The organism is Arthrobacter sp. CAN_A212 (genome assembly GCF_015752345.1).
Taxonomy (GTDB): Bacteria; Actinomycetota; Actinomycetes; order Actinomycetales; family Micrococcaceae; genus Arthrobacter_D.
Window position 1 is genome coordinate 107,353 of sequence record NZ_JADOUT010000003.1, and the last position, 25,978, is coordinate 133,330.

The window sequence follows — 25,978 nt, forward strand, 5'->3', positions numbered from 1 at the left end:
GGATCCCATGGTCCTGGGTCCGCCGGAATTACTCGTGCAGCGAGCGGAACAGCACTGCATAAATACCAGCGGCGCCCACGGCAATCACCACGCCCGCGGTCCAGAGCACCGCTGCCACATCCGCCTTCAGCACCCCGCTGCTGATCCCGTTGAGGCTGCGGCGGTAACGGAGCTGTTGACTGACATAGATCCCTAGCGCTGCTGCGAGCGACATCGTGATCAGAGCCAGAACGAAGCCTCCATGCTGGGGCACCCAGCGGACAAACAGCACGGCGCAGATCACCAGCGCGAGCAGGGTCCGACCCCAGGCCAGTGACGTGCGCTCCGGTTGCAGGCCCGGATCGGTGGGATTCATGGGGCTGGATGGATTCGTCACGCCCACTCAGGCCGGGCGGAGGAACACGACAACGACGACGATCGCCACGACCACTGTCGCGCCAACCGACAGGACCGGAGCCAGCAGGGGCAACGGCAACGGCAATCCGTGCCGCATCGCCCGCTCGACCGTGAGCCACCGGCCACTGGCGGCAGCAGCAATGAGCATGGCCAGAAGGAGCAGCAGGATCGCGATGCCCTTGCGGAGTGCCGGATCGAAAAGATCAACAGTGAACGCCTCCACCGCAATGCCACCAGCGAGGAGGGCGAGGGCCGTGCGGATCCAGGCAAGGAAAGTCCGCTCGTTGGCCAGGGTGAACCGGGGATCCGGATCGGTCCCGCCGCGCAGCAGCCACTGGGACAGTGAACTGCGGCGGGGCGGTTTTTCGGGTGGGGCGGCCATCGTTTCATCTTAGCGACCTCCCTTCCCTCTCCCCCTTCTCTACCGGGGGCGAAGTTGCCGGGTCTTCTCTACCGGGGCGAAGTTGCCGGGTCTTCTCTACCGGGGCGAAGTTGCCGGGTCACAGAAGGGGACTGGTGCGGTCGAGTACTGGGCCGAAGTCGGGCTAAGATTGGTTCCGAGAAGGGGAGTAGCTCCTGTTCGGGTCCGGTCTTTTACGAACCCTGAACGGAGGCCTGTCGACACACTGGCTACCAATGACGCTGGCCCGGCAGTCCACCGGAGAGAGTCCGGCGAGCGAGACCTTCGGCCGCGTTAACGACGGCCGGAGCCCCGTCACGGTCCTGGTCGCTATATCCCAGGAGACCGTTGTGACAGCAACACACAGCAAACCATCCCCGGCCGATATTCGCCGGTGGCGCCAGTATCTGGCCGACGAACGCGCCGAAGCCGCAACCTACCGGTACCTGGCAAGCCGCCGCGAGGGCGAAGAACGCGAGATCCTGCTCGCCCTGGCGAAGGCTGAGGGCCGTCACGAAGCCCATTGGCTGTCCCTGCTTGGCGACCATCAGGGCAAGCCCGCCCGGCCCTCCTTCCGGAACGTGGCGCTCGGGTTCCTGGCCCGAAGGTTCGGGAGTGTCTTCGTCCTGGCCCTCGCCCAGCGCGCCGAAAGCCGGTCGCCGTACTCGTCCGATCCGATGGCAACCGATGCCATGGCAGCCGACGAGCAGATCCACGAAGAAGTCATCCGCGGCCTCGCCACCCGGGGGCGCAACCGGCTCTCCGGCAACTTCCGAGCTGCCGTGTTCGGCGCCAATGACGGGCTGGTCAGCAATTTGGCCCTCGTATTGGGTGTGGGTGCCACCGGTGTCTCCACCGGGTTTGTGTTGTTCAGCGGGATCGCTGGCCTCCTCGCCGGGGCGCTGTCCATGGGTGCCGGGGAGTATGTGTCGGTGCGGTCGCAGCGGGAACTGCTGGCGGCGTCCCGCCCCACCCAGATCACGCTCACCGCGGCGAAGGAACTGGATATCGACGCCAACGAACTGGTGTTGGTGTATCGGGCACGGGGAATGTCCAGGGACGCCGCAACTCACCGCGCCGAGGAGCGGTTAGGGGTCCGGGACTGCGACTGCGATCCGAGCCTGTCCCTCCAGCCGGAGACGGCCGGCGACCGGGACCACCACGAGCACATCGGCACCGGCCTCGGCGCCGCGGGGGCGAGTTTTTGTTTCTTCGCCTCGGGCGCCCTGATCCCGATCCTGCCCTACCTGTTCGGCCTCAGCGGGACGACGGCGGTCATCGTCGCCTGCGTCCTGGTCGGTCTGGCGCTGCTGGGAACGGGCGCCGTCGTCGGGCTGCTCTCGGGAGCCTCACCGCTGAAACTGGCGCTGCGGCAGGTGGCGATCGGACTGGGTGCGGCCGCGGCCACCTACCTGCTGGGCCTGCTGTTCGGCGTCGGACTGCTCCACTGACAGGTCCCGGCAAGACCTCGGGCGATCAGGCCTTGGTGACGTAGTCCTCGAGCTTGGCGAGCGTCTTCTCCATGGCGACGGGGTTCTTGCGGAGGAACCCCATCGGCCGGAGGACGATCTTCCCGGTCACCGCGCGGGCATCCCATTGCTCGGTAACCAGGGTGCCGCCGTCGCGGGGCTCCAGCACGTAACTCCAGGTGGCCTTCGTGAAGTGACGCCAGGTGATCCGGCGCCCCTCCTCAAACTCGACCACCTTATTGAGGATCTTGTACTTCGCCCCGATGCGCATGTCCATCCCGAACTTGGCCCCCTGATACAGGCGCTGCGGCCCGCCGGGCTGCTCGCCCTGGACGGTGTCCGAGCCGTCAATCACACTATGGAGCGCCGGGGTGGCCAGGACCTCGAAGATGTCACTGGCTGGCGCGTTGATGAATCGTTCACGGGTGATCAGGTAGGGGCTCATGCTCCTATTCTGCCTTGCTGACCTCGACCGGCACTTCAGGCTCGTCCGCGATCGACGTAGCCAACGGTGCTTCCTTGACGAAGTACAGCAGGATCGCGGCGATGATTCCCAGTGGAGCCATGTAGAGGAAGAGCGGGGTGAGCGCATCGTTGTAGGACTCGATCACCGCGTTCCTGGCGGCGTCGGGCAGCGTGTAGACCAGTTGCGGGGTCAGGGAGTTGGCGCCGCCCTCGGTGTCCACCGCTCCGCCGGGTAGCCGTTCGGTGAGCAGGTCGGCGACCCGCGCCGTGAAGAGGCTACCCACGATCGCGGAGCCCAGAGTGGCGCCGATCTGGCGGAAATAGTTGTTGGAGGCGGTGGCGGTGCCCACCATCCGGTTGGGGAAGGTGTTCTGGACAATCAGCACCAGGATTTGCATGCTCAGGCCCAGTCCCGCACCCAGCAGACCGATGTAGGTACAGATGACCCACAGCGCGGTTTCCGGCTGGATGGTGGAGAGCAGGAACAGCGCGACGGCGACCATGAGGGAGCCGGCGATCGGCATCCACTTGTAGCGGCCGGTCCGGCTGACCAGCACCCCCGATCCGGTGGAGGTGAGCAGGAGTGCCCCCATCATCGGGATCATCAGCAGGCCGGCGTTGGTGGCGCTGGCCCCGGTGACCATCTGCAGGTAGGTCGGCATGTAGCCAACGGCACCGAACATGGTGACCCCGATCAGCAGCCCCCCGGACGTGGTCAGGTTGAAGTTGCGTTCCCGGAACAGGTGCATCGGCAGAATGGGCTCGTCGGCACGCCGTTCGACCATCACGAAGGCGACACTGGTGATGATGGCAGCAGCGGCCAGGCCCAGGATGATGGCGGAGGTCCAGTCGTAACGGGTGCCGCCCCAGGTGCCGACCAGCACAATCGAGGTGGTGGCGATGGCGAGGAGTGCCATGCCCGCGACATCGGGCTTGGTCCGCTGACGCTCCTTGCCGGGCAGGTGCAGAAAGAAGACGACGACCAGGAGCGCAAGGACGCCCAGCGGCATGTTGATCCAGAACATCCACCGCCAGCCGGGGCCCTCGGTGAAGAATCCGCCGAGCAGGGGACCAGCCACTGAGGCGAAGGCGAACACGCCGCCCATGACGCCCATGTACTTGCCGCGCTCCCGGGCGGGGACGACGTCGGCGATGATGGCCTGGGCCAGGATCATCAGCCCGCCACCACCAAGGCCCTGGATCGCCCGTCCGGTGATCAGCCACGGCATGTCCGGGGCGAGCCCCCCGACGATGGAGCCGGCCATGAAGATGCTGATTGCAATGAGCAGCAGGTTCTTGCGGCCCATCAGGTCACCAAGCTTGCCGTAGATCGGCATCACGATGGTGGCGGCCAGGATATAGGCGGTGATGACCCAGAGCATCTGGTCGACGCCGTTCAGTTCGCCCACGATGGTGGGGAGGGCCGTGCTGAGGATCATCTGGCTGAGGGCGGCGAGGAGCATCGAAAGCATCAGGCCGATGAAGAGCAGCAGCATGCCAGTGGGTTTCTCGACAACGGCTTGAGGACTGGTTTTGGTAGTGGTACTCATTGGATTTCCGGGAGAACCTCTCTGAGGAGTGCGCTGGCGCTACTGAGAGCCGCGAACTGGTTGTCGAGTGTTGGCGCGTGCGCGGATTCCTGCATGGCGTACCGCATGGGCGCACCGGCGATCAGGACGATCATGCGGGAGATGTCTTCGGCGCGGTGGTGCTGTGCGACGTCGGCCCATTTGGCTGAGGAGCTAATGCCCTCGGTGACGACGTCTCGAACCAGTTGCTCTACCTTCAGGAAGTAGCCGAAGCGGCGCTGGCGGAGCTGCGGGAACCGCTGCACCACCTCCATCCGGAGGCTGTCGCCGTCAGCGCCGCCCTCGGTGGAGTGGACCACATTCACGAGCAGCCGGGAAACCTGGTCGAGGAGGTTCGTATCGACGTCGAACGCTTCCAGCCAGGCGTGGTCGATGGAGGGGTCCTGGAGACCAAGGATCGCGTCTTCCTTGGTGCTGAAGTAGTTGAAGAAGGTGCGGGCCGAGACGTTGGCCTGGGCTGCGATGGCCTCTGTGGTGACGCGGTCCGGCCCATTCTCGAGGGTGAGCCGGGCGGCGGCGTGGTGCAGGGCAGCCCAGGTCTCGGTGCGTTTGCGGTCCCGGAGGGAAAGTAGTTGACTCACCGAACTATCATGACACTCGGCGTCGTTTTACACAACTGCAAAATTGCGGCGCTGCATATTTCGGACGCCACGGCGACATGGTCCGACAGTTAAACAGCGGACGCGCCGGCCGCCGTGTGAAACACAGTTACCGACGCGTCCGTTGAGACCTAGGGCTTCAGGAGCACCTTGATGGCACGCCGCTCGTCCATGGCCTTGTACGCCTCGGCGGCGTCCTCGAGGGGCATCTCGACGTCGAACACCTTGCCCGGGTTGATCTTTCCGGCAAGAACGTCGGCAAGCAGCTCCGGAATGTAGGTGTGGGCCGGGGCCATGCCACCGCCCACGGTGATGTTCTTGGCGAACAGGAGGCCGATCGGGAGCTCTGCTCCACCAGCGGGAACACCAACGAATCCGAGGTTTCCACCGGGACGGGTGCTGGCGAGGGCCTGCTCCATCGATTCTTTGGTGCCGACACATTCCAGTACCGAATCGGCGAGCACTCCCCCGAGCAGTTCGCGGACCTTCTCGACGCCAGCGTCGCCGCGTTCGGCGACAATGTCGGTGGCGCCGAACTCGCGGGCCAGCGCCTGCCGGTCCTCGTGCCGGGACATGGCGATGATGCGCTCCGCGCCGAGGCGCTTCGCTGCCAGGACGCCGCACAGGCCGACGGCGCCGTCGCCTACCACCACGACGGTGCGGCCCGGCCCAACCTGCGCGCTGACCGCAGCGTGGTGCCCGGTGGACATGACATCGGAGAGCGTGAGCAGGCTCGCCGTCAGTTCCTTGCCGGGGTCGGTGACCCCGTCGACCCGGCGGAGGGTGCCCTCGGCCTGGGGCACGCGGACGGCTTCGCCCTGTGCGCCCTCGACGTAGTGGCCGTTTTCGTCGTCGCCGCCCCAGGAGGTGAGGTGGTCGCACGCCACCGTCACACCGTTGAGGCACTGGGGACACATGCCGCAGCTGTCGACAAAGGGGGCGATGACGAAGTCACCCACCGCCAGCCCTGTCACCTCGGAGCCGATTTCCTCGACGACGCCAACAAACTCGTGCCCGATCGCCCGGGTGCCACGGTTCTTGCTGATGCCGCGGTAGGGCCAGAGATCCGATCCGCAGACGCAGGAGGCCGTGACCTTCACGACGGCATCGGTGGGGAGTTTGATCGTGGGGTAGTCGCGGTCCTCAACCTTGATGTCGCCGGGGCCGTGGATGATGGTGGCACGCATGCGTACTCCTCCAACTGGGGTGGTGGGTGAAAACGTTAGCCTAGCGCGGTCGCCTGACAGAAGAGGCCCCGACCGCTGGACGAATCCAGCTGCCGGGGCCCCTCGGGGAGAATTACAGTCCCGCGTAGACCTCGCGGAGGAGCTTGGCGGTCTCGGACGGCGTCTTGCCGACCTTGACGCCTGCAGCCTCGAGGGCTTCCTTCTTGGCCTGGGCCGTGCCCGCTGAGCCCGACACGATGGCGCCAGCGTGGCCCATGGTCTTGCCTTCAGGGGCGGTGAAGCCTGCCACATAGCCGACAACCGGCTTGGTGACGTTGGCCTTGATGAACTCGGCGGCACGCTCTTCAGCGTCGCCGCCGATTTCGCCGATCATCACGATGGCCTTGGTTTCGGGGTCCGCCTCGAACGCAGCGAGTGCGTCGATGTGGGTGGTTCCGACGATGGGGTCACCACCGATGCCGATGGCGGTCGAGAAGCCAAGATCGCGCAGCTCGAACATCATCTGGTAGGTCAGGGTGCCGGACTTGGACACGAGGCCCACGCCGCCCTTGCCGGTGATGTTCGCCGGGGTGATGCCGACCAGCGACTCGCCCGGCGTGATGATGCCGGGGCAGTTGGGGCCGATGATCCGGGTGACCTGGTTGCCGTCGGCGTCGACCTTGGACTGGGCAAGCGCCCAGAACTCGGCCGAGTCCTGCACCGGGACGCCCTCGGTGATGATGACGACGAGTCCGATGCCGGCCTCGATGGCCTCGATAACCGCATCCTTGGTGAAGGCCGGTGGGACGAAGACGATCGACACGTCGGCGCCGGTCTCGGTCATGGCTTCGCTGACCTTGCCGAACACCGGCAGGGTGACGTCACCGTGAGTGACGGTGGTGCCGGCCTTGCGGGCGTTGACGCCGCCGACCACCTGGGTGCCAGCGGCAAGCATCAGTGCGGTGTGCTTGGTGCCTTCACCGCCGGTGATGCCCTGCACAATGACCTTGGAGTCTTTGTTGAGAAAAATTGACATACGTTATTCCTTAATCCTTTGGACCCGGCGAAACACTGGCCGGGGAGTGCAGGCTCGATCAGCGGGCGGCGTAAGCCAATTCGGCGGCCTTGTCGGCGCCTTCATCCATGGTGTCGGCGAGGGTGACCATCGGGTGGTTCGCCTCGGCGAGGATGCGGCGGCCTTCTTCGACGTTGTTGCCGTCGAGGCGGACTACCAGGGGCTTGTTTTCCTTGTCGCCCAGGATCTCCAGGGCTTCAACGATGCCGTTGGCGACCGCGTCACACGCGGTGATGCCGCCGAACACGTTGACGAACACGCTCTTGACCTGAGGGTCGTTGAGGATGACGTCGAGACCGGCAGCCATCACAGCGGCCGATGCTCCACCGCCGATGTCCAGGAAGTTCGCGGGGCGCACGTTGCCGTGGGCTTCTCCCGCATAGGCGACGACGTCGAGCGTGGACATCACCAGGCCCGCACCGTTGCCGATGATTCCCACTTCGCCGTCGAGCTTGACGTAGTTGAGGTCGTTTTCCTTGGCCTTGGCTTCGAGGGGATCGGTTGAGTCCTGATCCTCGAGCTCGGCGTGGCCCGCCTGGCGGAACGCAGCGTTCTCGTCAATAGTGACCTTGCCGTCGAGGGCGATGATGTCGCCGCTTCCGGTTTTCACCAGTGGGTTGACCTCAACGAGAGTGGCGTCTTCCTTGACGAAGACGTCCCACAGCTTGATGATCGCGTTGACGACGCCGTCGTGCAGCTCAGGGGCGAACCCTGCCGTCTCGACAATTTCCTTGGCCTTCGCCTGGTCGATCCCCACGGCGGGGTCGACGGCGATGCGTGCGAGCGCTTCGGGGCGCTCAACGGCCAGCTGCTCGATTTCCACGCCGCCTTCAACCGAGCACATGGCCAGGTAGTTGCGGTTGGACCGGTCCAGCAGTACCGAGAAGTAGTACTCCTCGGCGATGTCAGCGCCCTGCGCGATCATCACCTTGTGGACGGTGTGGCCCTTGATGTCCATGCCCAGGATGTCCGAGGCGTACTTGAACGCCTCGTCAGGGGTCTTGGCGACTTTGACGCCGCCCGCTTTGCCGCGGCCTCCAACTTTGACTTGGGCCTTGACGACGACAACGCCGCCGATCTTCTCGGCTGCCGCCTTTGCTTCCTCGGGGGTGTGCGCCACGATGCCGGCGAGCACGGGTACTCCGTGTGCCTCAAAAAGATCGCGCGCCTGATATTCGAACAGATCCACAGGCCAGTGTCCTTCTACGTCGAAGTAGGTTTACACAGGGAACTTTAGTCCCTTGGCGTTCGGCGCCTTTCACAGACTACCGGTTTAGTGACCAAGGGCACACTTTTATGGTTTGTAGAAAAGTAACGCGATGAGCTAAGGAGCTACCCGGTCTTCGTTAGCGGCGCGTACCGCAGCAGGAGGCGTTTCTCGCCGATGTCGAACGACACCTTCGCGACCGTCTTGTCCCCCGCGCCCTCGACGGCCAGGATGGTCCCGTTGCCGAAGCTGGTGTGGTTGACCCTGTCCCCCACCGCGACGGCGAGGACCTCCTTCTGTGGCTGGACGCGCCCGACGACGGTCGCCGAGCGGGTGGGCAGCCCCCGCCCGCTGTCGTCACCGCCGGCTCCGGCCCCCCAGTGCGATCCGCTGAACTTGTTGCCTCCACCGATGGCGCCACCGCCACCCCACAGTGGGCCCGAGGCGCCTTCACGCTTCCATTTGATGAGCTCACCGGGTACCTCACCGACGAACTGCGACGCCGGGTTGTACTGGCTCTGACCCCACATGCTGCGCACCTCGGAACGGGTGATGTACAGGCGCTTCCGGGCCCGGGTCAACCCGACGTAGGCGAGCCGGCGTTCCTCGGCGAGCTCCTTCGGGTCGGTGGCCGAGCGCTGGTGCGGGAAGATGCCCTGCTCCATGCCGGTCAGGAACACCACGGGGAATTCGAGGCCCTTGGCGGTGTGCAGGGTCATCAGGGTGACCACGCCCAGGCGCTTGGCCTCGGCCACGGCCTGCTCCACCTCGGCCGCCGAGCCCTCCGGGGAATCGGGGATCTGGTCGGCGTCCGCCACCAGCGAGACCTGCTCAAGGAAGTCACCGAGCGTCCCCTCGGGGTTCTCCTGCTCATACTCACGCACCACGGCGACAAGTTCGGCGAGGTTCTCCACCCGCGACTCGTCCTGCGGGTCGTTGCTCAACCTCAACTGCGCCAGGTAGCCGGTCTGCTCAAGCACCGCTTCGAGCGCCGCCGACGCGCCCGACCCGTCAGCGACGTCGGCGAGGTCGTCGATCAGTTTCACGAAACCGTTGACAGCGTTCAGCGACCGGGTGGCCAACCCGGGTGCGTCGTCTGCCCGGCGGAGTGCTGCCATGAAGGACATCCGCTCCCGTTCGGCGAGCGCCGCGACGGCGTACTCGGCGCGGTCGCCGATCCCCCGCTTCGGTTCGTTGAGGATCCGGCGAAGGTTGACGACGTCGTCTTGGTTCACCAGCACCCGCAGGTAGGCGAGGGCGTCCTTGATTTCCTTGCGCTCGTAGAACCGGGTGCCGCCCACCACCTTGTAGGGCAGGCCGACACGCATCAGGATTTCCTCGATGGAGCGGGACTGCGCGTTGGTCCGGTAGAAGATCGCGACGTCGCCGGGCCGTAGGTCCTCCTCATCCTGGAGGCGGTCGATCTCCTCGGCGATGAAGCGGGCTTCCTCGTGCTCGTTCTCCCCGACGTACCCGACGATCGGTTCGCCGTCGCCCTCGGCGGTCCACAGTTTCTTCTCGGGGCGGTCCGGATTGCGGGAGATGACCGCGTTGGCGGCGCTGAGGATGGTCTGCGTGGACCGATAGTTCTGCTCCAGCAGGATGGTGCGCGCGTTGGGATAGTCGTTTTCGAACTCGACGATGTTCCGGACGTCGGCGCCGCGGAACGCGTAAATGGACTGGTCGGAGTCGCCGACCACCGTCAGCTCGGCGTTCGGGATCAGCTCGGCGCCGTCGCTGGGGTCCTGGGTGATCCCGACAATCTCGCGCACCAGTGCGTACTGGGCGTGGTTGGTGTCCTGGTATTCGTCCACCAGGACGTGCCGGAACCGGCGGCGGTAGTAGTCAGCCACCCCGGGGAACGCCCTGAACATGTAGACGGTCTGGGCGATCAGGTCGTCGAAGTCCATCGCGTTGGCCTGGCGCATCCGCTGCGCGTAGCCCTTGTAGACCTCGGCGACCGCCTGCTCGAACGGGTCCGAGTAGTTCGCGGAGCTAGCGTAGCTTTCCTCGTCGATCAGCTCGTTCTTCAGCGCCGAGATCTTGTGCTGGATGGCCTTGGGGGTGAACCGTTTGGGGTCCAGGTCCAGGCCCTTCGCCACCAGGGTGACCAGCCTCAGCGTGTCTGCCGAATCGTAGATGGAAAAGTTGGAGTTCAACCCCACCGAGGCAGCCTCGCGCCGCAGGATCCGCACGCAGGAGGAGTGGAAGGTGGAGATCCACATGCGCTTCGCGACATCACCCACCAGGGCTTCGATGCGCTCACGCATCTCGGCGGCTGCCTTGTTGGTGAACGTGATGGCAAGGATGGCGCCGTGGTGCGCACGGCCCATCGCCATCAGGTAGGCGATCCGGTGGCTGAGGACGCGGGTCTTGCCGGAGCCGGCACCGGCCACGATGAGCAGCGGGGATCCGCTGTGGCGCACTGCCTCTTCCTGCTGCGGGTTCAGGCCGACCAGCAGTTCCTGCGCCCGTGCGTCGTCCCGGCGTCCGCCCGCGGTGCCCTGCCCCTCCGCTGACTCGGCTCCGGCAGGGCCGGGCCGGGCCGACGACGTCGACCGCTTTCCTGAGCTTGCGGGTGATGAACCGAGGTGTGGGTCGAAAAGCATATCCATGGTGCCATCAAGTCTAGGCGCTGGCTCCGACGAAACAGGTGCGGCCCTGTGCCCCGCAACGCACGACGCCCGCCGGTTCGAGTGAACCGGCGGGCGTCGTGCGCTTGATGGAGGGACTGGTGGGAACCGCTTAGGGCTTGGCTTCTTCGATATCGTCAGCATCGATACCGAGTTGCAGCAGCGTGCCGCTCTTGCGGTCGGCCAGGTAGGCCTTCATCTCCCGCTTGATAACCGGCAGCAGCAGGTACACGCCGAGCAGGTTCACAAACGCGCAGACGAACAGTGCTGCGTCGGCGAAGTTCAGGACCTGGGTGAAGGTCAGGACCGTGCCGATAACGGTGAAGAAGAGGAACACGCACTTGTAGATGATTTCCGACACCTTGCTGCGGCCGAAGAGGTATTCCCAGGCCTTGAGGCCGTAGTACGACCAGGTGATCAGGGTGGAGAAGGCGAACAGGGCAACGGCGATGGCCAGGACAATCGGGAACCACGAAATAACCGATGCGAAGGCGTCCGAGGTGAGGATCACGCCGTCGGGAGCACCGTCGCCGGCCTGGACTTGGTCGATTCCGGCCTGCAGGCTCGGTGCGCTGGCAATGACAATCGTAAGAGCGGTCATGGTGCAGATGACCACCGTGTCGATGAACGGTTCGAACATCGCGACGAACCCTTCACTGACTGGACGGCGTGTCTTGACTGCGGAGTGGGCGATCGCTGCGGAGCCGAGGCCGGCCTCGTTGGAGAACGCTGCACGCTGGAAACCGACGATCATGACACCGATGAAGCCACCGGCCATACCGGCGGGAGCGAACGCACCCTCGATGATGGAGCCGAACGCTGCGGGTACGTTGCCGATGTTGACGACGATGACGAAGAGGCAGGCGGCGATGTAGACGGCTGCCATGGCTGGGACGAGCCGGCTGGTGGTGGCACCGATGGACTTGATGCCACCGAGGATCACCGCGCCGACAAGCGCGGCGAGGACGAGGCCGAAGATGAGGGCGGCTCCTGCGCTGCCGAGGAAGCCCTCGTCACCGCCGGTCACGTTCTGAACCTGGGCGAAGGTCTGGTTGGCCTGGAACATGTTGCCACCGGCCACACCGAAGATGAGGATGGCGACGGCGAAGATGCCGGTCAGTATCTTTGCGGGGAGACGCCCGAACTTCTCGAAGGCGATGGGGAGGTATTTGAACGGCCCGCCGCTGACGGTGCCATCGGGGTGCACCTCACGGTACTTCACACCGAGGGTACATTCAGCGAATTTGGTGGCCATCCCGAGCAGGCCGGCGAGAATCATCCAGAAGGTTGCGCCAGGCCCACCGAGGGCCATCGCCGCACCCACGCCGGCAATATTGCCGAGCCCTACGGTGCCGGACAGTGCCGAGGTCAAAGCCTGGAAGTGAGGCACTTCCCCCGGGTCGTCCTTGGAGGAGTATCGCCCCCTGACTACTTCGTAGGAGACCTTGAGGTGCCGGAACTGTACAAACCCGAAGTAGATGGTGAAGATGATGCCGGCGGCGATCAACCACGCGACCACCACCGGGAAGCTGATGTCCCCTATGGTGACGGGGAAAAAGACGATGTCCGAAAACACTTTTGTCACGGGTTCGAAGACCGAATCGATCGCATCTTCGACTGCCGCAAGCCATCCGACTTCGTCCGCAACGCTTGACATAGGTAGTGCTTGGTTAATTGACATCTAATAAAATAACCGCAGAATGTGTTGTGTTCGCAATCACACACGCCAATAACAGCAAATTTGACGCCAAAATGTAACGTGGTTCACAGATATTCCTCAGATCTCCCTGTGCAGCTCGCGATCCTCCATGACGGACTGGGATAATCGGATCATGTCAAAGACCCGCGCGCAGATCGCCAGGAAACACGGAGCCGCCGCTGCTGGCGTACCGGGGCCAGCTCCCGCCGCTCCCCGCAGCAACGGGAATATGCTTCTCATTGCCGCGGCCGCCACGGCGGTGCTCTTGTTCGGGTACTACCACCTGCTTGCCCTGGGCCAGATGAGCCAGCTCGCTGACGGGTTGACCATGCCCGACATGATGTTCGGCGGCTACGGTGCGGCGCACATCGCCGACCTACAGGCGGCCATGGACGAGGACGCCCTCGGCCAACTGAGCTACCTGCACAAGACCGCAGGCACCCTGTTCCCGTTGATCTTCGGCATCGCCTGGCTGCTGCTGATCCAGCTGAACGTTGAGCGGCGTTGGCTGCGGTGGCTGCTGTGGTTGCCTCCCCTGCTCTTCGCGGCGGTCGACCTTTGGGAGAACGTCGCGATCGATGCGCTTCTTGCCAACTCAGCCCCCGACGACGGCCAGGTGGCACTGGCCTCCGCGCTCACGGTGGCCCGCTGGGTCCTGCTGGGGCTCTCCTGCATTGGTGGCCTGCTGGCCGTTCTGCTTCCCGCTGCGGTCCGCGGCAAGGTTCCCGGTCGACAGGACGGGCCGGCTGGGCCACCAGCCGAAAGCAGGTAAGCTGGTACCGCTGTACTCGCCTCTGTAGCTCAGTAGGATAGAGCGTCCCTCTCCTAAAGGGAAGGTCGTCGGTTCGATTCCGGCCAGGGGCACCACCGCACGACGGGTTACCCATGAATGAAAGTGAGCCATTCCGGCTCGGCACCGCCACCACACTCCTTGATCACCTCCGGGGGACCTGGTCAGTGGAGCGGACACTACAGGACCACGCCTCGGGGCTGACAGGCGTTTTCACCGGCACCGCCACTTTCGCAGCCGACGACGACGGTCTCCGGCACCGCGAGCGCGGCAGTCTGGCTTGGGCTGGTACTGCTCCCACGATCGCGACCCGCGAGTTGCTGTGGCGGGCAACGGTGTCCGTGCACTCCGCCGAGGTATTCTTTCCGGACGGCCGCTTCTTTCACGGCCTTGACCTCTCCGATGGCCAGGATCAACCGGAGCACCCGTGCTCGCCCGACCACTACCGTGGGTCATTTGTTCTGCAGGATCGCGCTCACTGGCGGTACACGTGGCGGGTCAGCGGACCAGCCAAGGACCTGACGCTGGATACGCACCTGACCCGCGTGACGTAGTTCGTCCCTCGGCGGTTCCGGCTACACGACGTCGGCGAGCAGCCCTGGGTCCGGAGCCAGCCTTCCCTGACCCACCCGGTCCCAGGCGCGCTGCAGCATCCCCACCGCGCTGTCGGTGTCCTCGATCGAGTAGCTGAAGGGCAGCCGCAGAAACCGCTCGAATGCTCCGTCAATCCCGAACCTCGGACCCGCTGCGATCAGCAGCCCCTCCTGCCGCGCCGCCAGGGTGAGCTGCGAGCTGACGCTACGCCCCAGGTTTGCCCACAGCGAGAGGCCACCTGCGGTGGACGGCACCGACCAGGCGGGGATCCTGTCGTGGAGGGCGGCGATCAGGTGGTCCCGACCGACCCGAAGCTGGTCCCGCCGTTCCGCAAGGATCTGGTCGTAGCTGCCCAGCAGCTCCGCAGCGATGAGTTGTTCAAGGATGGGGGTACCCAGATCGGAAGCTGAGCGCGCACGGACGAGCTGCCCGATCATCGGCTCCTCCGCCCTGATCCAGCCGATCCGTAGCCCACCCCAGATGGTCTTGCCCAGCGATCCGATCAACACCGCCGGCCCATAGGCCGCGAGCGGAAGCGGGACGTCCATGGGCTCGATCGCGAGTTCCGCCATGGTTTCATCGGCAATTACGACTGTCCCCTGGCGTTCGGCCGCGGCGAGCACCCGCCGTCGCTGGTCCTCGCCCATGACCCGGCCCGTCGGATTGTGGAAGTCCGGCATCAGGTAGGCGATGGCGGGACTGGTTCGCCGAAATGCCTGCTGCAGGGCGTCGTCGTCCCAGCCATCCTCGGTGGTGACGTTAACCGGCACCAGCCGCCGCCCCGCTGCCCGGATTGCCTCATAGGCATGCGGGTAGCTCGGCGATTCCACGATTGCGCTGTCGCTGCGATCCATCAGGTGACGGGTCAGCAGGGCAATCGCGTGCTGGGCGCCCAACGTGACCAGGATCTGTCCGGGAGCGGTCGGCAGTCCGCGGCTCTGGTAGCGGGCAGCTATCGCAACACGCAGCTGGGGAAGGCCAACCGGGTCGTACCCGGCACCGCCCAGGTACTGCTGCAGATCCTGTGCGGCTCGCACTGCGGCGCCGGCCAGCAGCGGTGAGGCTGGCATCGCGGCCTTGCTGAAGTCGAGCAGTCCGCCACCTCCGGGCTCAACGGGGGCACCCAGCGACCCGGGCAACCGGGCAACGCTGCCTGATCCCCTGACGCTGCTCAGGTAACCGGTGTCCCGCAACCGGGCGTAAGTCGACGACACGGTGGTCCTGCTGACCACCAGCCGGACCGCAAGGTCCCGTTCAGCGGGGAGACGCGCACCCACCGGGATGCGACCATCGAGGATCAGCAGTCGAATGCGGTCGGCCAACGCGGTATAGGCCGATGACCCATTCCGCCACCCCGTCAGGAGCGAGTCCAATTTAGTAGCCGAGATCACCTGCATCAGACCAGTTTAGGCAAATTGGCGCCTTGTGGGAAGGCCAATATCGGTATTGACTTGCACTATGACCCACCTCCTCGCCCGACGCGTGCCCCAGCTACTGATTGGCCTGTTCTGCTACGGCTTCGCCATCGCCATGATGATCCAGGCAGGGATTGGCGTATCGCCGTGGGACGTCCTGGGACAAGGCACTGCCCTGCAGTCCGGTTTGCCGTTCGGCGTGGCCACCAACATGATTGGCCTCCTCGTCCTGCTGCTCTGGATTCCGATCCGGCAGAAGCCCGGGATCGGCACGGTGCTCAACGTCTTGCTCGTGGGCCCCAGTGCCGAGGTGGGGTTGGCTGTCCTGCCCATGCCCACCGAGCTGTGGGCGCAGATCCTCCTCTTCGCTGGCGGTCTCACCCTCTTGGCCCTGGCGACTGGCCTGTACATCGGGGCACGGATGGGTCCCGGTCCTCGCGACGGCCTGATGACCGGCATCCACCGGAAATGGGGCTGGAAGATCTGGAAGGTCCGGACGGTCATTGAACTGACAGTCCTGACCATCGGGTGGCTGCTCGGCGGGACGGTCGGCGTCGGCACCGTGGCCTTCGCCCTCCTCATCGGCCCGATGGTCAACGCTGCCCTGCCCCTGCTGCACATCCCGGAACCGCGCCCCCGCGTCTCCAAAACCCTCTAGGCGCCACAACCCCCGAGAAGTCCGGATACCCCGAAAGGGTTGCCGGACTCCTAAAGACCTGTGGCGACGTTCTTCCTGACGGCGAACTGGGTGCGGTGCAGTTCGGCGTACCGTCCACCGCGCTCCAACAGTTCGTCGTGGGTGCCCCGTTCGGCGATCTGGCCCTCCTCGATCACGAGGATCTGGTCCGCGGAACGGATCGTCGAGAGCCGGTGCGCGATCACGATGGCGGTCCGCCCCTCAAGGGCCTCCGTGAGCGCCGCCTGGACCGCGGCCTCCGAGGTGGAGTCAAGTGCCGCCGTCGCCTCGTCCAGGATGACCACCCGCGGCTGGGCCAGCAGCAGGCGGGCGATGGTCATCCGCTGCCGCTCACCGCCGGAGAGCCGGTACCCCCGCTCCCCCACCATGGTGTCGAGCTGATCGGGCAGTGACCTCAGCAGCGGCTCGAGCCGGGCACGCCGGACGGCGTCCCAGAGCTCCTCGGTGGTTGCCCCGGGCCGGGCCAGTAGCAGGTTCGATTTGATGGTCTCGTGGAAAAGGTGGCCGTCCTGCGTGACCATGCCCATGGTGTGCCGGAGGGATTCGAAGGTCACGTCCCGCACATCGGTCCCGGCGAGGCGGACCGCACCGCTGTCGACGTCGTACAACCGCGACAGCAGTTGGGCGATGGTCGACTTTCCGGCACCCGACGATCCCACCAGGGCGATCGTCTGGCCCGGTTCCACCCGAAAGGACACCCCGTGCAGCACTTCCTCGCCGCCCCGGGTATCCAGGGTGGCGACCTCCTCCAGGGAGGCGAGGGAGACCTTGTCCGCCGAGGGGTAGGCGAACCGGACGTCGTCGAACTCCACTGAGACCGGACCGGCGGGGATGCGGCCCGCGTCGGGCTTCTCCTTGATCAACGGGTCCAGGTCGAGGACCTCGAAGACGCGCTCAAAGCTGACCAGAGCGCTCATGATTTCCACCCGGGCGTTCGCCAGGTTGGTCAGAGGTGCATAGAGGCGGGTGAGGAGCAGCGCGAGCGTGACCACCTCACCCGTGTTCAGCGCACCGTTCAGGGCCAGTGCGCCGCCGAGTCCGTACACCAGCGCGAGGGCGAGCGCGGAGACCAGCATCAGCGCGGTAACGAAGACCCACTGGAGCATCGCCATCCGCACGCCAATGTCGCGGACCCGTGCGGCGCGGACCGCGAATTCCTGCGACTCCTCGTCCGGGCGGCCGAACAGTTTGACCAAAGTGGCGCCGGGAGCGGAGAAGCGCTCGGTCATCTGCGTGCTCATCGCCGAGTTGTGGTCGGCTGCCTCACGGCGCAGGGCGGCGAGGCGGTTGCCCATCCGCCGTGCGGGCAGCAGGAAGATCGGCAGCATGAGGACGGCCAAGACGGTGACCAGGACCGACGTCGTCAGCATGACCACCAGGGTCAGGGCGAGCGCCACAATGTTGCTGACCACCCCGGAGAGGGTGCCGCTGAAAGCCTGCTGCGCACCGATCACATCGTTGTTGAGTCTGCTCACCAGCGCGCCCGTCCGGGTGCGGGTGAAAAAGGCAATCGGCATTTTCTGCACATGATCGAAAACGGTGGTGCGCAGATCCAGAATGACACCCTCTCCGATTTTCGAGGAGAACCAGCGGGTTGCCATGGACACCACGGCGTCGGCAACCGCCACCAGCGCGATGACGACGGCGAGCCACACAACAGTCTCAAGCCCGGTGCCGGCGATGATCTCGTTGACCACTTGACCGGCGAGGACCGGCGTCGCGACCGCGAGGAACGCTGACACCACCGACAGCGCGATGAAGAAGATCAGTTTGGTCCGGTACGGCACAGCAAATCTCAGGATGCGTTTCAGCGTTTCCTTCGAGAACTTGTTGTTGCTGTCCTTGGCGGTGGAAATCCGGTAAAGGGAGTTCCAGGCCGCGCCTTCCATACTCATGTACTGCCTCCATTGCTCAGGTCTTCAGCTTATGCCCGCTCAACCCGTGTCACTGGGCGAGTTGGCCGGATCACAGGGGACTCGGAACTAATTTCGCTGTGGGCTTTGTTGCACTATGTGGCTGTGCACTTTGTGCCCGCACAACCCTGCCCTGTACAACGGCAAGAGACCCCTGAACCATCCCCCAGTAATTAAGGACCCGCAAATGTTGACCCGTCGTCTTTCAATCCTTGGCGCAGCCACCGCTCTCACCCTGGCCCTGGCGGCCTGCGGCGGCGGAGAGTCCACCGGGGAGCCCGCTGACAGCAGCGCCACCGCAGGGCCCACCACGCTGCAAGACATCCAGGATGCCGGAGTCATCACCGTCGGCACCGAGGGGACCTACCGGCCGTTCAGCTTCCATGAGGGCGGCGCGGGCGATCTGACCGGGTTCGACGTCGAGGTCATCACCGCCGTCGCCGAGGAGCTCGGTGTGGAGGCGGAGTTCGAAGAAACCCAGTGGGACGCCATCTTCGCCGGACTCGATGCCGGCCGGTTCGACGTCATCGCGAACCAGGTGTCAATCACCGATGAGCGCCTCGAAACCTATGCCTTCTCCGATCCCTACACGATCAGCACCGGGGTCATCGTCACCACCTCAGACAACACCGAGATCACCTCCTTCGAAGATCTGGAAGGCAAAACCACTGCCCAGTCGCTGACCAGCAACTGGCACGCGCTGGCGCAGGAAAGCGGCGCCGAGATCGAGGCAGTGGAAGGCTGGGCGCAGTCAGTTGCACTCCTGGAGCAGGGACGGGTCGACGCCACGATCAACGACACGCTGACCTACCTGGACTACCAGCAGACCAACCCCACCGATGCGATCAAGATTGCCGCCGAGACCGATGACGAGTCGCAGAGCGCCTTCACCTTCACCCAGGGCAGTGACGACCTGATCGACGCAGTCAACGAGGCTCTTGCTAGCCTGCGCGCAGACGGTACGCTTGCCGAGATCTCGGAGAAGTACTTCGGCTCCGACGTCACCGAATAGCACCCGCCAACTCAACGGAGGATCACCATCGACTGGGAACTGTTCTGGGATTCGCTCTGGCCCCTGGTCCTGGGCGGCCTGACCGGAACCATCCCGCTGTCCCTGGCATCGTTTGTTCTCGGTCTGCTCCTGGCGCTCCTGATTGCGCTGATGAGGCTGAGCCGGAACCGGATCGCGTCGTCAGCGGCACGGGTGTACGTGTCGATCATCAGGGGAACCCCCCTCCTGGTGCAGCTGTTCGTCATCTTCTACGGACTGCCCTCGATCGGTCTGGTGATCGATCCCTGGCCCAGCGCCATCATCGCCTTCTCGCTGAACGTGGCGGGGTATGCGGCGGAAATCATCCGGGCAGCCATCCTGTCGGTACCCAAGGGTCAGTGGGAGGCGGGGCATACCATCGGCATGTCCCGCGCACGGACACTGCGCCGCATCATCCTGCCCCAGGCGGCCCGGGTGTCCGTCCCGCCGCTCTCCAATACCTTCATCAGCCTGGTCAAGGACACCTCGCTGGCGTCCCTGATCCTGGTGACCGAGATGTTCCGGCAGGCCCAGGAAATTGCGGCGTTCAGCCAGCAGTTCATGATGCTGTATCTGGAGGCCGCACTGGTCTACTGGGTGTTCTGCTTCGTGCTCTCCAGCGGGCAGTCCTCTCTGGAGAAAAGGTTGGATCGTTATGTCGCACACTAAGCCCACCCCAGCAGCCGGCAGCCAGTCGGGCGACCTGCTGACCGTGACCGGTCTCAGCAAGGCCTTCGGCGAAAATGTCGTGCTGAAGTCCATTGACCTGGCCATCCGGCCCGGACAGGTGACAGCCCTGATCGGCCCCTCCGGCTCAGGTAAAACCACGGTGCTGCGCTGCCTGAACGGGCTCGAGACGCCCGACGGCGGAACCGTCGCGGTCGCTGGCGGACCGTCAGTGGATTTCGGCGGTAGGGTCAAGGCCCGGGACCTGTCGGAACTGCGGGACCAGAGTGCGATGGTCTTCCAGCACTACAACCTTTTCCCCCATATGACGGTCCTCGAGAATGTGATCGAAGGTCCCATTCAGGTGAAGAAGATGCGCCGCGCTGACGCCATCAGGGACGCGGAGTCGTTGCTCGCCCGGGTGGGCCTGGCGGACAAGAAGGATCAGTACCCGTTCGAGCTCTCCGGCGGCCAGCAGCAGCGGGTGGGCATCGTTCGAGCGCTGGCACTGAAACCCGCGCTGCTGCTCTTCGATGAGCCCACCTCGGCGCTCGACCCGGAACTGGTGGGTGAGGTCCTGGGCGTGATCAAGGAACTCGCCGACGAACAGTGGACCATGATGATCGTCACCCATGAGCTCGCCTTCGCCCGCGAGGTCGCCGACGAGGTGGTGTTCATGGACGGCGGGGTGGTGGTGGAACGCGGTCACCCCGACACGGTGCTGCGCAATCCCCGGCAGGAGCGCACCCAACGGTTCGTCCAACGACTCCTCCACCCGTTCTGACCCGCACTGCTGATAAGCCCATCACCCTCTACTGCCCCAGTGCGCCACGTTCTCAGCCAAGGAGACCGCCCATGACCCAGTTCACCCCCGCTCAGCCGACCGAGATCGAGCAGTGGCGCGGTTTCCGCGAGCGCCGGGACGCCTCCCTCGCCGTCGGGCACGGCTGGCTGACGCTCACCTCCCTGCAGTGGTTACCGGCCGAGCCGTCGGCACTGGAACTGGTTCCCGGCCGCTGGAGCGCCAGCGGCCCCGGCGCCGGGCCTGGAGCCACGCTGACCGCCCGGGCGTCGGACGGAGTGACGCTGGTGAGCACCGGCGAACCTGTCGATGGGACCATCACGCTGTCCCTGGCCGACGGCGGCTCCGAGAACTGGGTGCGCTTTCAGGACACGGTGGTGGAACTCGCGGTCCGCGGCAACCGGTACGTGGTGCGCACCCGTGACAACTCGGCGCCCACCCTGACCGGGTTCGACGGCGTCCCCGCCTACGCCTATGATTCCAGCGCCGTGGTCCAGGCGTCGTACACCGCCTACCCAACGCCACAGGCCGTCCCGATCCGGACGGCCCACCCCGACGTTGACGACCTGGTCCACGCGACCGGGACCGTGTCCTTCACCCTCGGCGGCACCGCCCACACGTTGCGGTCCGAGCAGCAGCCAGACGGGTCCCTGAAGGTGGCGTTCCACGACGAGACGAACGGCCACTCGACCGCCGGCTGGCGGTTCCTCGTCACCGGCCAGGTGTCACCGGATGGCGCTGTCACCCTCGACTTCAACCGGTCGCTGAACTACCCGAGCGCTTTCACTCCCTTCGGCACCTGCCCCATGCCGGTGGAAGGCAACCGGGTGGGCGTCCCAGTGGAGGCCGGCGAGCGCATCCCCGCCTAGCGTCGTCACCCGAATGCCAGTCGCCGTCGTTCCCGTTTGACCGGATTCGGTGAGGAACCTGGACAAATCGGTCCAACATCTCGCTCACCGATGGCGAGGTTGACCCCGTCTGTCCAGGTTGCTCACCGTTACGGCGAATCACCGTAATGACGCATCAGCGCGACGGCGCCACCACGCCCAGTTCGCGGCGCACCAGGGGTAACACCTCGGTGCCGAGGAGTTCGATCGACTCCAGCACCTGCGCCTGCGGCACCGAGGACCAGTCGACCTGCAGGATGTGCCGGTCGTGGCGCATCTGCGAGTGGGCCAGCACAATCTTCTCCGCCACTTCCTCGGCGTTCCCCACGAAGATCGCCCCGGATCGGGCCGCCTGCATGTTGTAGGTGACTTCGCTCGGCATTGGAAAGCCCCGCTCCGACGAAATCCGCTTCATCGTGTCCAGCCAGTGCGGCTTGAAGACGGTCTGCGCGTCTTCCCTCAACACCAGCCCGACGCCGCTCAGCCCCACCTTCAGGGTGGAGGGATCATGGCCAGCCTGGGCAGCCGTCTCGCGATAGAGCTGCGCGTGCTGGGCGAAGTTCCCCACGGCTCCCCCGAGCAAGGCAAAGATCACCGGGGTCCCCAGCCGTGCCGCCCGCACTGACGACGCGGGTGTGCCGCCGGTAGCGATCCAAATGTCCAGGTGCCCTGAGGTGGGCCGCGGCAGGATCAACGCATCATGCAACGCCGGCCGGAACTTCCCGGTCCAGGTGATGCGTTCCGAGGCGTCGAGCTGCAGCAGCAACCGGATCTTCTCCTCGTACAACTCCTCATAGTCTCCGAGTTCCGCCCCGAACAGCGGGTAGGACTCGATGAAGGACCCTCGTCCGGCAGTGAGCTCCGCCCGGCCACCGGACAGGAGGTCGAGGGTGGCAAACTGCTGGTACACCCGGACCGGGTCCTCGGTACTCAGCACGGTGACCGCCGAGCCGATGTGGATGCGGGCGGTCTGCGCCGCGGCGGCCGCGAGCACGGGCACCACCGAGGACACGGCGTAGTCGGGCCGGTGATGCTCACCGATGCCGAAGTAGTCCAGGCCCACCTGGTCGGCGAGCCGGGCGCGCTCCAACAGGTCAAGCATGCGCTGCTGCGGGGAAACCCGCTCCCCCGTCACCGGGTTCGGATGGATGTCTCCGAAGCTGTAGATACCGAGTTCCATGAGCAGGCCCCCCTGGCTGGTAGGTCGGAGGCCCTAGGCCGCGATCCGCTGCGGGTGGGTGTAGCAGTTCAGGGAGGTGCCGCGGCTGAAGCCGACCAGCGTGATCCCGGTTTCCTCGGCCAGATCCGCTGCCAACGACGACGGCGCGCTGACCGCCGAGAGCACGGGGATTCCCGCGAGCTGCGCCTTCTGCACCAGCTCAAACGACGCGCGGCCGGACACCTGCAGGATGGTGCCCTTCAGTGGCAGCATTCCCTCGCGCAGCGCCCAGCCCACTACCTTGTCGACCGCGTTGTGTCGACCCACGTCCTCGCGAAGGCATAACAATTCGCCCTCTCGGGTAAACAGCCCCGCGGCGTGCACGCCACCGGTGCTGTCGAAGAGTTTCTGGGATTCGCGCAGGCGGTCGGGCAGGCCTGCGAGCGCTGGCAGAGCGACCTGGGCGTCGTCGTCGTGCACGTCGAAGCGTGAGGACTTCCGCACCGCATCGATGGACGCGGTCCCGCAGATTCCGCAGGAACTGGAGGTGTAGACGTGGCGTTCCATGGTGGTGTCCGGGAGGACCACGTCGGGCCGGAGCTGTGACTCGACCACGTTGAACGTCTGCTGGCCGGCGTCATCCACACCAGCGCAGTACCGCAGGCTGATCAGCTGCCCGCTCTCCCAGACGATGCCTTCGGACACCAGGAACCCTGCCACCAGGTCGAAGTCGTCCCCGGGGGTGCGCATGGTTACAGAGAAGGACTTTGATCCCAATCTGATCTCCAGGGGTTCCTCACCGGCCAGCACATCCTCGCGCCTGCTGGTGCCGTTGTCCGCTTCGCCTACACGGAATCGGGTGATCTGGCGGCGCTGACTCACGCGCTTCTTCAATTTCCACTCCTGCCATTGTCCTAGGATGAGACTAGTGGACTTCTGACACGAGGATGTGATGGCTATGGCGACTCGAGCGCCGAAAGACGGAATCAACGAAGCCGAAATTAAGGTCGGTAAGCCAAAGAGACAAGCGGTAGGTCTTCCTGCTGTCCTCAACTCCCTGAAAATTTCGCTGGATCAGATGGGTCCAGTGCGCAGCGCGCAGACGCTGTTGGCAGTCAACCAGGTTATGGGTTTCGACTGCATGGGCTGCGCGTGGCCCGAGGGCGACAAACGACACACGGCTGAATTCTGCGAAAACGGCGCGAAGGCTGTCGCTGAAGAGGCGACCCGCCGGATCGTGACGCCGTCGTTCTTCGAGGAGCACTCGGTCGCCGAACTCAATGAGCGCGACGAGTACTGGCTCGGCCAGCAGGGCCGCATCACCCACCCGATGCTCCTGGACGAGGGCGGCACCCATTACCGCCCGGTCACCTGGGACATGGCGTACGACATCATCGTCGAGGAACTGGCAGCGCTCGACAGCCCGGACGAGGCAGTGTTCTACACCTCGGGGCGAACCTCCAACGAGGCAGCGTTCCTGTACCAGCTGATGGTCCGCGGGATCGGCACCAACAACCTGCCGGACTGCTCCAACATGTGCCATGAATCCTCCGGCTCGGCGCTGACCCAGACCATCGGGATCGGCAAGGGTACTGTCTCCCTGGAGGACGTCGACAAGGCGCCGCTGATCCTCGTGGCCGGCCAGAACCCGGGCACCAACCACCCCCGCATGCTGACGTCGTTGGAGAAGGCGAAGAAGAACGGCGGCCAGATCGTCGCCATCAACCCGCTCCCCGAGGCCGGGCTGCTGCGGTTCGAGAACCCGCAGAAGATCTCCGGCATCCTCGGCACCAAGTTCGGCGGCGGCACCCAGCTCGCGGACGACTTCCTGCAGATCCGCCTCGGCGGGGACCAGGCCCTCTTCCAGGGCCTCGGCAAGTATCTGCTGGAGCAGGAAGAGAAGACCGGTCTGGTCTTCGACCACGAGTTCATCAAGGCCCACACGACCGGCCTGGAGGAGTACCTGCAGGAGCTGCGGGACGTCTCCTGGGACGAGATCGTCGAGGCCAGTGGTATCCCGAAGTCGCAGATCACATCGGTGGGCGACCGGATGATCGCTTCCCCCGGCACTGTCGTCTGCTGGGCAATGGGCCTGACCCAGCACAAGCACTCGGTGAAGACCCTGCGCGACGTCGTCAACGTGCTGCTGCTGCAGGGCAACATTGGCAAGCCAGGCGCGGGCGTCTGCCCTGTCCGCGGGCACTCGAACGTGCAGGGTGACCGGACCATGGGGATCTTCGAGCGGATGCCTGACGGCTTCCACGACGCCCTCGATTCCCACTTCAGCTTCGCCTCCCCCCGGAAGCACGGCTTCGACACCGTCGCAGCCATCCGGGCGATGCGCGACGGCGGCGCGAAGGTCTTCATGGCGATGGGCGGCAACTTTGTGCGCGCCACCCCGGACTCTGACGTCACCGACAAGGCGCTGCGCAACACGCGGCTCACGGTGCAGGTGTCCACCAAGATGAACCGCTCGCACCTGATCACCGGCCGCCGTGCTCTGATCCTTCCGGCCCTGGGCCGGACGGACAAGGACACCCAGGCCAGCGGTGACCAGCGGGTCACCGTCGAGGATTCCATGAGCGCCGTGCACGCGTCCCGTGGACGGCTGCGGCCCCCGGGACCGGATGTGCGCTCGGAGATCGCGATCGTGTGCGAGCTCAGCGACCGGCTGTTCGCCCGGCCGCAGAGCCCGTTCCGCGACAACGCCCCCCAGATCGACTGGGTAGCGGCGCAGGCCGACTACTCGGTGGTCCGCAACCACATTGAGGCTGTCATTCCGGGCTTCGAGAACTACAACACCCGGATTGACACCGGTGGGTTTGTGCTCCCGAACGGCCCCCGCGATGGCCGGAAGTTCACCACTCCCTCCGGTAAGGCGGTCTTCACGGGCAACGCGCTCGAGTACCCGAAGATCCCCGAGGGACGGTTGCTGCTGCAGACCCTGCGGTCGCACGACCAGTACAACACCACCATCTATGGCAAGGACGACCGCTACCGCGGTATCCATGGCGGACGACGCGTGGTGATGGTTCATGCGGATGATCTGGCGGCTGCAGGCATTGCCGACGGCGAGATCGTGAACCTGGTGTCGCAGTTCTCCGACGGGGTGGAGCGCCGGGCGGAAAACTTCCGTGCGGTCACCTATCAGACGCCCCGGGGTTGCGCCGCCGCGTACTACCCGGAGACCAATGTCCTGGTGCCACTGGATTCCACTGCCGATGTCAGTGGAACGCCGACATCCAAATCTGTGATCATCAGACTGGAAAAAATCGCGTAACCCGTTCACCCCGTAAACACCAGACGCCCCCGTTCCGAGGAACGGGG

Annotated in this window: 23 protein-coding genes and 1 tRNA gene; 10 read left to right on the plus strand and 14 right to left on the minus strand. The window is 65.2% G+C overall.

Translation table 11 applies throughout. The annotated features are described in order from the left end of the window. Positions 1-28: 28 nt before the first annotated feature. Positions 29-355, minus strand: a complete 327-nt coding sequence (locus IWX64_RS04780; RefSeq protein ID WP_196866014.1) for a DUF202 domain-containing protein — start codon at positions 353-355, stop codon at positions 29-31. Between the two features lie 27 nt (positions 356-382). Then, positions 383-778, minus strand: a complete 396-nt coding sequence (locus IWX64_RS04785; protein ID WP_196866015.1) for a YidH family protein — start codon at positions 776-778, stop codon at positions 383-385. 260 nt (positions 779-1,038) lie between these two features. Between IWX64_RS04785 and IWX64_RS04790 the strand changes: the two genes are divergently transcribed. Next, a complete protein-coding gene (locus IWX64_RS04790; protein ID WP_395939878.1) occupies positions 1,039-2,247 on the plus strand; it encodes a VIT1/CCC1 family protein in 1,209 nt (402 codons plus the stop codon). Between the two features lie 25 nt (positions 2,248-2,272). Here IWX64_RS04790 and IWX64_RS04795 read toward each other — a convergent pair whose 3' ends face one another. The 8 genes from IWX64_RS04795 to IWX64_RS04830 all read right to left on the minus strand — a co-directional run bounded on the left by IWX64_RS04795 (position 2,273) and on the right by IWX64_RS04830 (position 12,656). After that, positions 2,273-2,710 carry an SRPBCC family protein gene (locus IWX64_RS04795; protein ID WP_196866017.1) on the minus strand — a complete coding sequence of 146 codons (438 nt, stop codon included), beginning with the start codon at positions 2,708-2,710 and terminating at the stop codon, positions 2,273-2,275. A 4-nt stretch (positions 2,711-2,714) separates the two neighbouring features. Then, a complete protein-coding gene (locus IWX64_RS04800; protein WP_196866018.1) occupies positions 2,715-4,280 on the minus strand; it encodes an MDR family MFS transporter in 1,566 nt (521 codons plus the stop codon). Next, entirely contained in the window at positions 4,277-4,900 is a 624-nt protein-coding gene (locus tag IWX64_RS04805; protein ID WP_196866019.1) for a TetR/AcrR family transcriptional regulator, read from the minus strand. Before IWX64_RS04805 ends, IWX64_RS04800 begins: the two co-directional genes overlap by 4 nt. A 149-nt stretch (positions 4,901-5,049) precedes the next feature. Further along, positions 5,050-6,105 (minus strand): zinc-dependent alcohol dehydrogenase family protein, encoded by a 1,056-nt coding sequence (locus IWX64_RS04810; protein WP_196866020.1) that lies wholly within the window; start codon positions 6,103-6,105, stop codon positions 5,050-5,052. Positions 6,106-6,217: 112 nt separating this feature from the next. Then, positions 6,218-7,120, minus strand: coding sequence for a succinate--CoA ligase subunit alpha (gene sucD, locus IWX64_RS04815; protein WP_171620499.1), 903 nt, complete (start codon positions 7,118-7,120; stop codon positions 6,218-6,220). Positions 7,121-7,178: 58 nt separating this feature from the next. Further along, a complete protein-coding gene (sucC, locus tag IWX64_RS04820) occupies positions 7,179-8,348 on the minus strand; it encodes an ADP-forming succinate--CoA ligase subunit beta (RefSeq protein ID WP_196866021.1) in 1,170 nt (389 codons plus the stop codon). 143 nt (positions 8,349-8,491) lie between these two features. Next, positions 8,492-10,975, minus strand: coding sequence for a DNA helicase PcrA (pcrA, locus tag IWX64_RS04825; RefSeq protein ID WP_196866082.1), 2,484 nt, complete (start codon positions 10,973-10,975; stop codon positions 8,492-8,494). A 136-nt stretch (positions 10,976-11,111) separates the two neighbouring features. Continuing rightward, positions 11,112-12,656 (minus strand): alanine/glycine:cation symporter family protein, encoded by a 1,545-nt coding sequence (locus IWX64_RS04830; protein WP_245345748.1) that lies wholly within the window; start codon positions 12,654-12,656, stop codon positions 11,112-11,114. A gap of 175 nt (positions 12,657-12,831) precedes the next feature. On the opposite strand from IWX64_RS04830, the gene IWX64_RS04835 reads away from it, so the two are divergent. From IWX64_RS04835 to IWX64_RS04845, 3 genes are all read left to right on the plus strand, one after another. Next, positions 12,832-13,470, plus strand: coding sequence for a hypothetical protein (locus IWX64_RS04835; protein WP_196866023.1), 639 nt, complete (start codon positions 12,832-12,834; stop codon positions 13,468-13,470). An 18-nt stretch (positions 13,471-13,488) separates the two neighbouring features. Continuing rightward, positions 13,489-13,565 (plus strand) — tRNA-Arg (locus IWX64_RS04840). Positions 13,566-13,583: 18 nt separating this feature from the next. Beyond that, positions 13,584-14,042: a DUF6314 family protein gene (locus IWX64_RS04845; RefSeq protein ID WP_196866024.1), complete on the plus strand. Its 459-nt coding sequence runs from the start codon at positions 13,584-13,586 to the stop codon at positions 14,040-14,042. Between the two features lie 21 nt (positions 14,043-14,063). On the opposite strand, the gene yczR is transcribed toward IWX64_RS04845, so the two are convergent. Next, entirely contained in the window at positions 14,064-15,479 is a 1,416-nt protein-coding gene (gene yczR / locus IWX64_RS04850; RefSeq protein ID WP_334683160.1) for a MocR-like transcription factor YczR, read from the minus strand. Positions 15,480-15,540: 61 nt separating this feature from the next. On the opposite strand from yczR, the gene yczE reads away from it, so the two are divergent. Further along, the gene (yczE, locus tag IWX64_RS04855) at positions 15,541-16,155 is read left to right on the plus strand and encodes a membrane protein YczE (protein ID WP_196866025.1); all 615 of its coding nucleotides are present in this window, start codon (positions 15,541-15,543) and stop codon (positions 16,153-16,155) included. Positions 16,156-16,205: 50 nt separating this feature from the next. Here the strand turns inward: yczE and IWX64_RS04860 are convergent, their stop codons facing one another. Continuing rightward, complete coding sequence (locus IWX64_RS04860; protein WP_196866026.1) at positions 16,206-18,089, minus strand: ABC transporter ATP-binding protein; 1,884 nt, start codon at positions 18,087-18,089, stop codon at positions 16,206-16,208. Between the two features lie 205 nt (positions 18,090-18,294). Between IWX64_RS04860 and IWX64_RS04865 the strand changes: the two genes are divergently transcribed. The 4 genes from IWX64_RS04865 (at position 18,295) to IWX64_RS04880 (ending at position 21,474) form a co-directional block, all read left to right on the plus strand. Further along, entirely contained in the window at positions 18,295-19,119 is an 825-nt protein-coding gene (locus IWX64_RS04865) for an amino acid ABC transporter substrate-binding protein (protein WP_196866027.1), read from the plus strand. A 27-nt stretch (positions 19,120-19,146) separates the two neighbouring features. Then, on the plus strand, positions 19,147-19,806 hold the full coding sequence (locus IWX64_RS04870; protein ID WP_196866084.1) for an amino acid ABC transporter permease: 660 nt from the start codon (positions 19,147-19,149) through the stop codon (positions 19,804-19,806). Beyond that, complete coding sequence (locus IWX64_RS04875; protein ID WP_334683161.1) at positions 19,793-20,587, plus strand: amino acid ABC transporter ATP-binding protein; 795 nt, start codon at positions 19,793-19,795, stop codon at positions 20,585-20,587. Before IWX64_RS04870 ends, IWX64_RS04875 begins: the two co-directional genes overlap by 14 nt. Before the next feature lie 71 nt (positions 20,588-20,658). After that, a complete protein-coding gene (locus tag IWX64_RS04880; RefSeq protein ID WP_196866028.1) occupies positions 20,659-21,474 on the plus strand; it encodes a DUF1684 domain-containing protein in 816 nt (271 codons plus the stop codon). Positions 21,475-21,628: 154 nt separating this feature from the next. Here the strand turns inward: IWX64_RS04880 and IWX64_RS04885 are convergent, their stop codons facing one another. Beyond that, positions 21,629-22,672: an LLM class flavin-dependent oxidoreductase gene (locus IWX64_RS04885; protein WP_196866029.1), complete on the minus strand. Its 1,044-nt coding sequence runs from the start codon at positions 22,670-22,672 to the stop codon at positions 21,629-21,631. A 33-nt stretch (positions 22,673-22,705) separates the two neighbouring features. Then, the gene (fdhD, locus tag IWX64_RS04890; RefSeq protein ID WP_196866030.1) at positions 22,706-23,545 is read right to left on the minus strand and encodes a formate dehydrogenase accessory sulfurtransferase FdhD; all 840 of its coding nucleotides are present in this window, start codon (positions 23,543-23,545) and stop codon (positions 22,706-22,708) included. A gap of 64 nt (positions 23,546-23,609) precedes the next feature. On the opposite strand from fdhD, the gene IWX64_RS04895 reads away from it, so the two are divergent. Further along, positions 23,610-25,931 carry an FdhF/YdeP family oxidoreductase gene (locus IWX64_RS04895; RefSeq protein WP_196866031.1) on the plus strand — a complete coding sequence of 774 codons (2,322 nt, stop codon included), beginning with the start codon at positions 23,610-23,612 and terminating at the stop codon, positions 25,929-25,931. Positions 25,932-25,978: the final 47 nt, after the last annotated feature.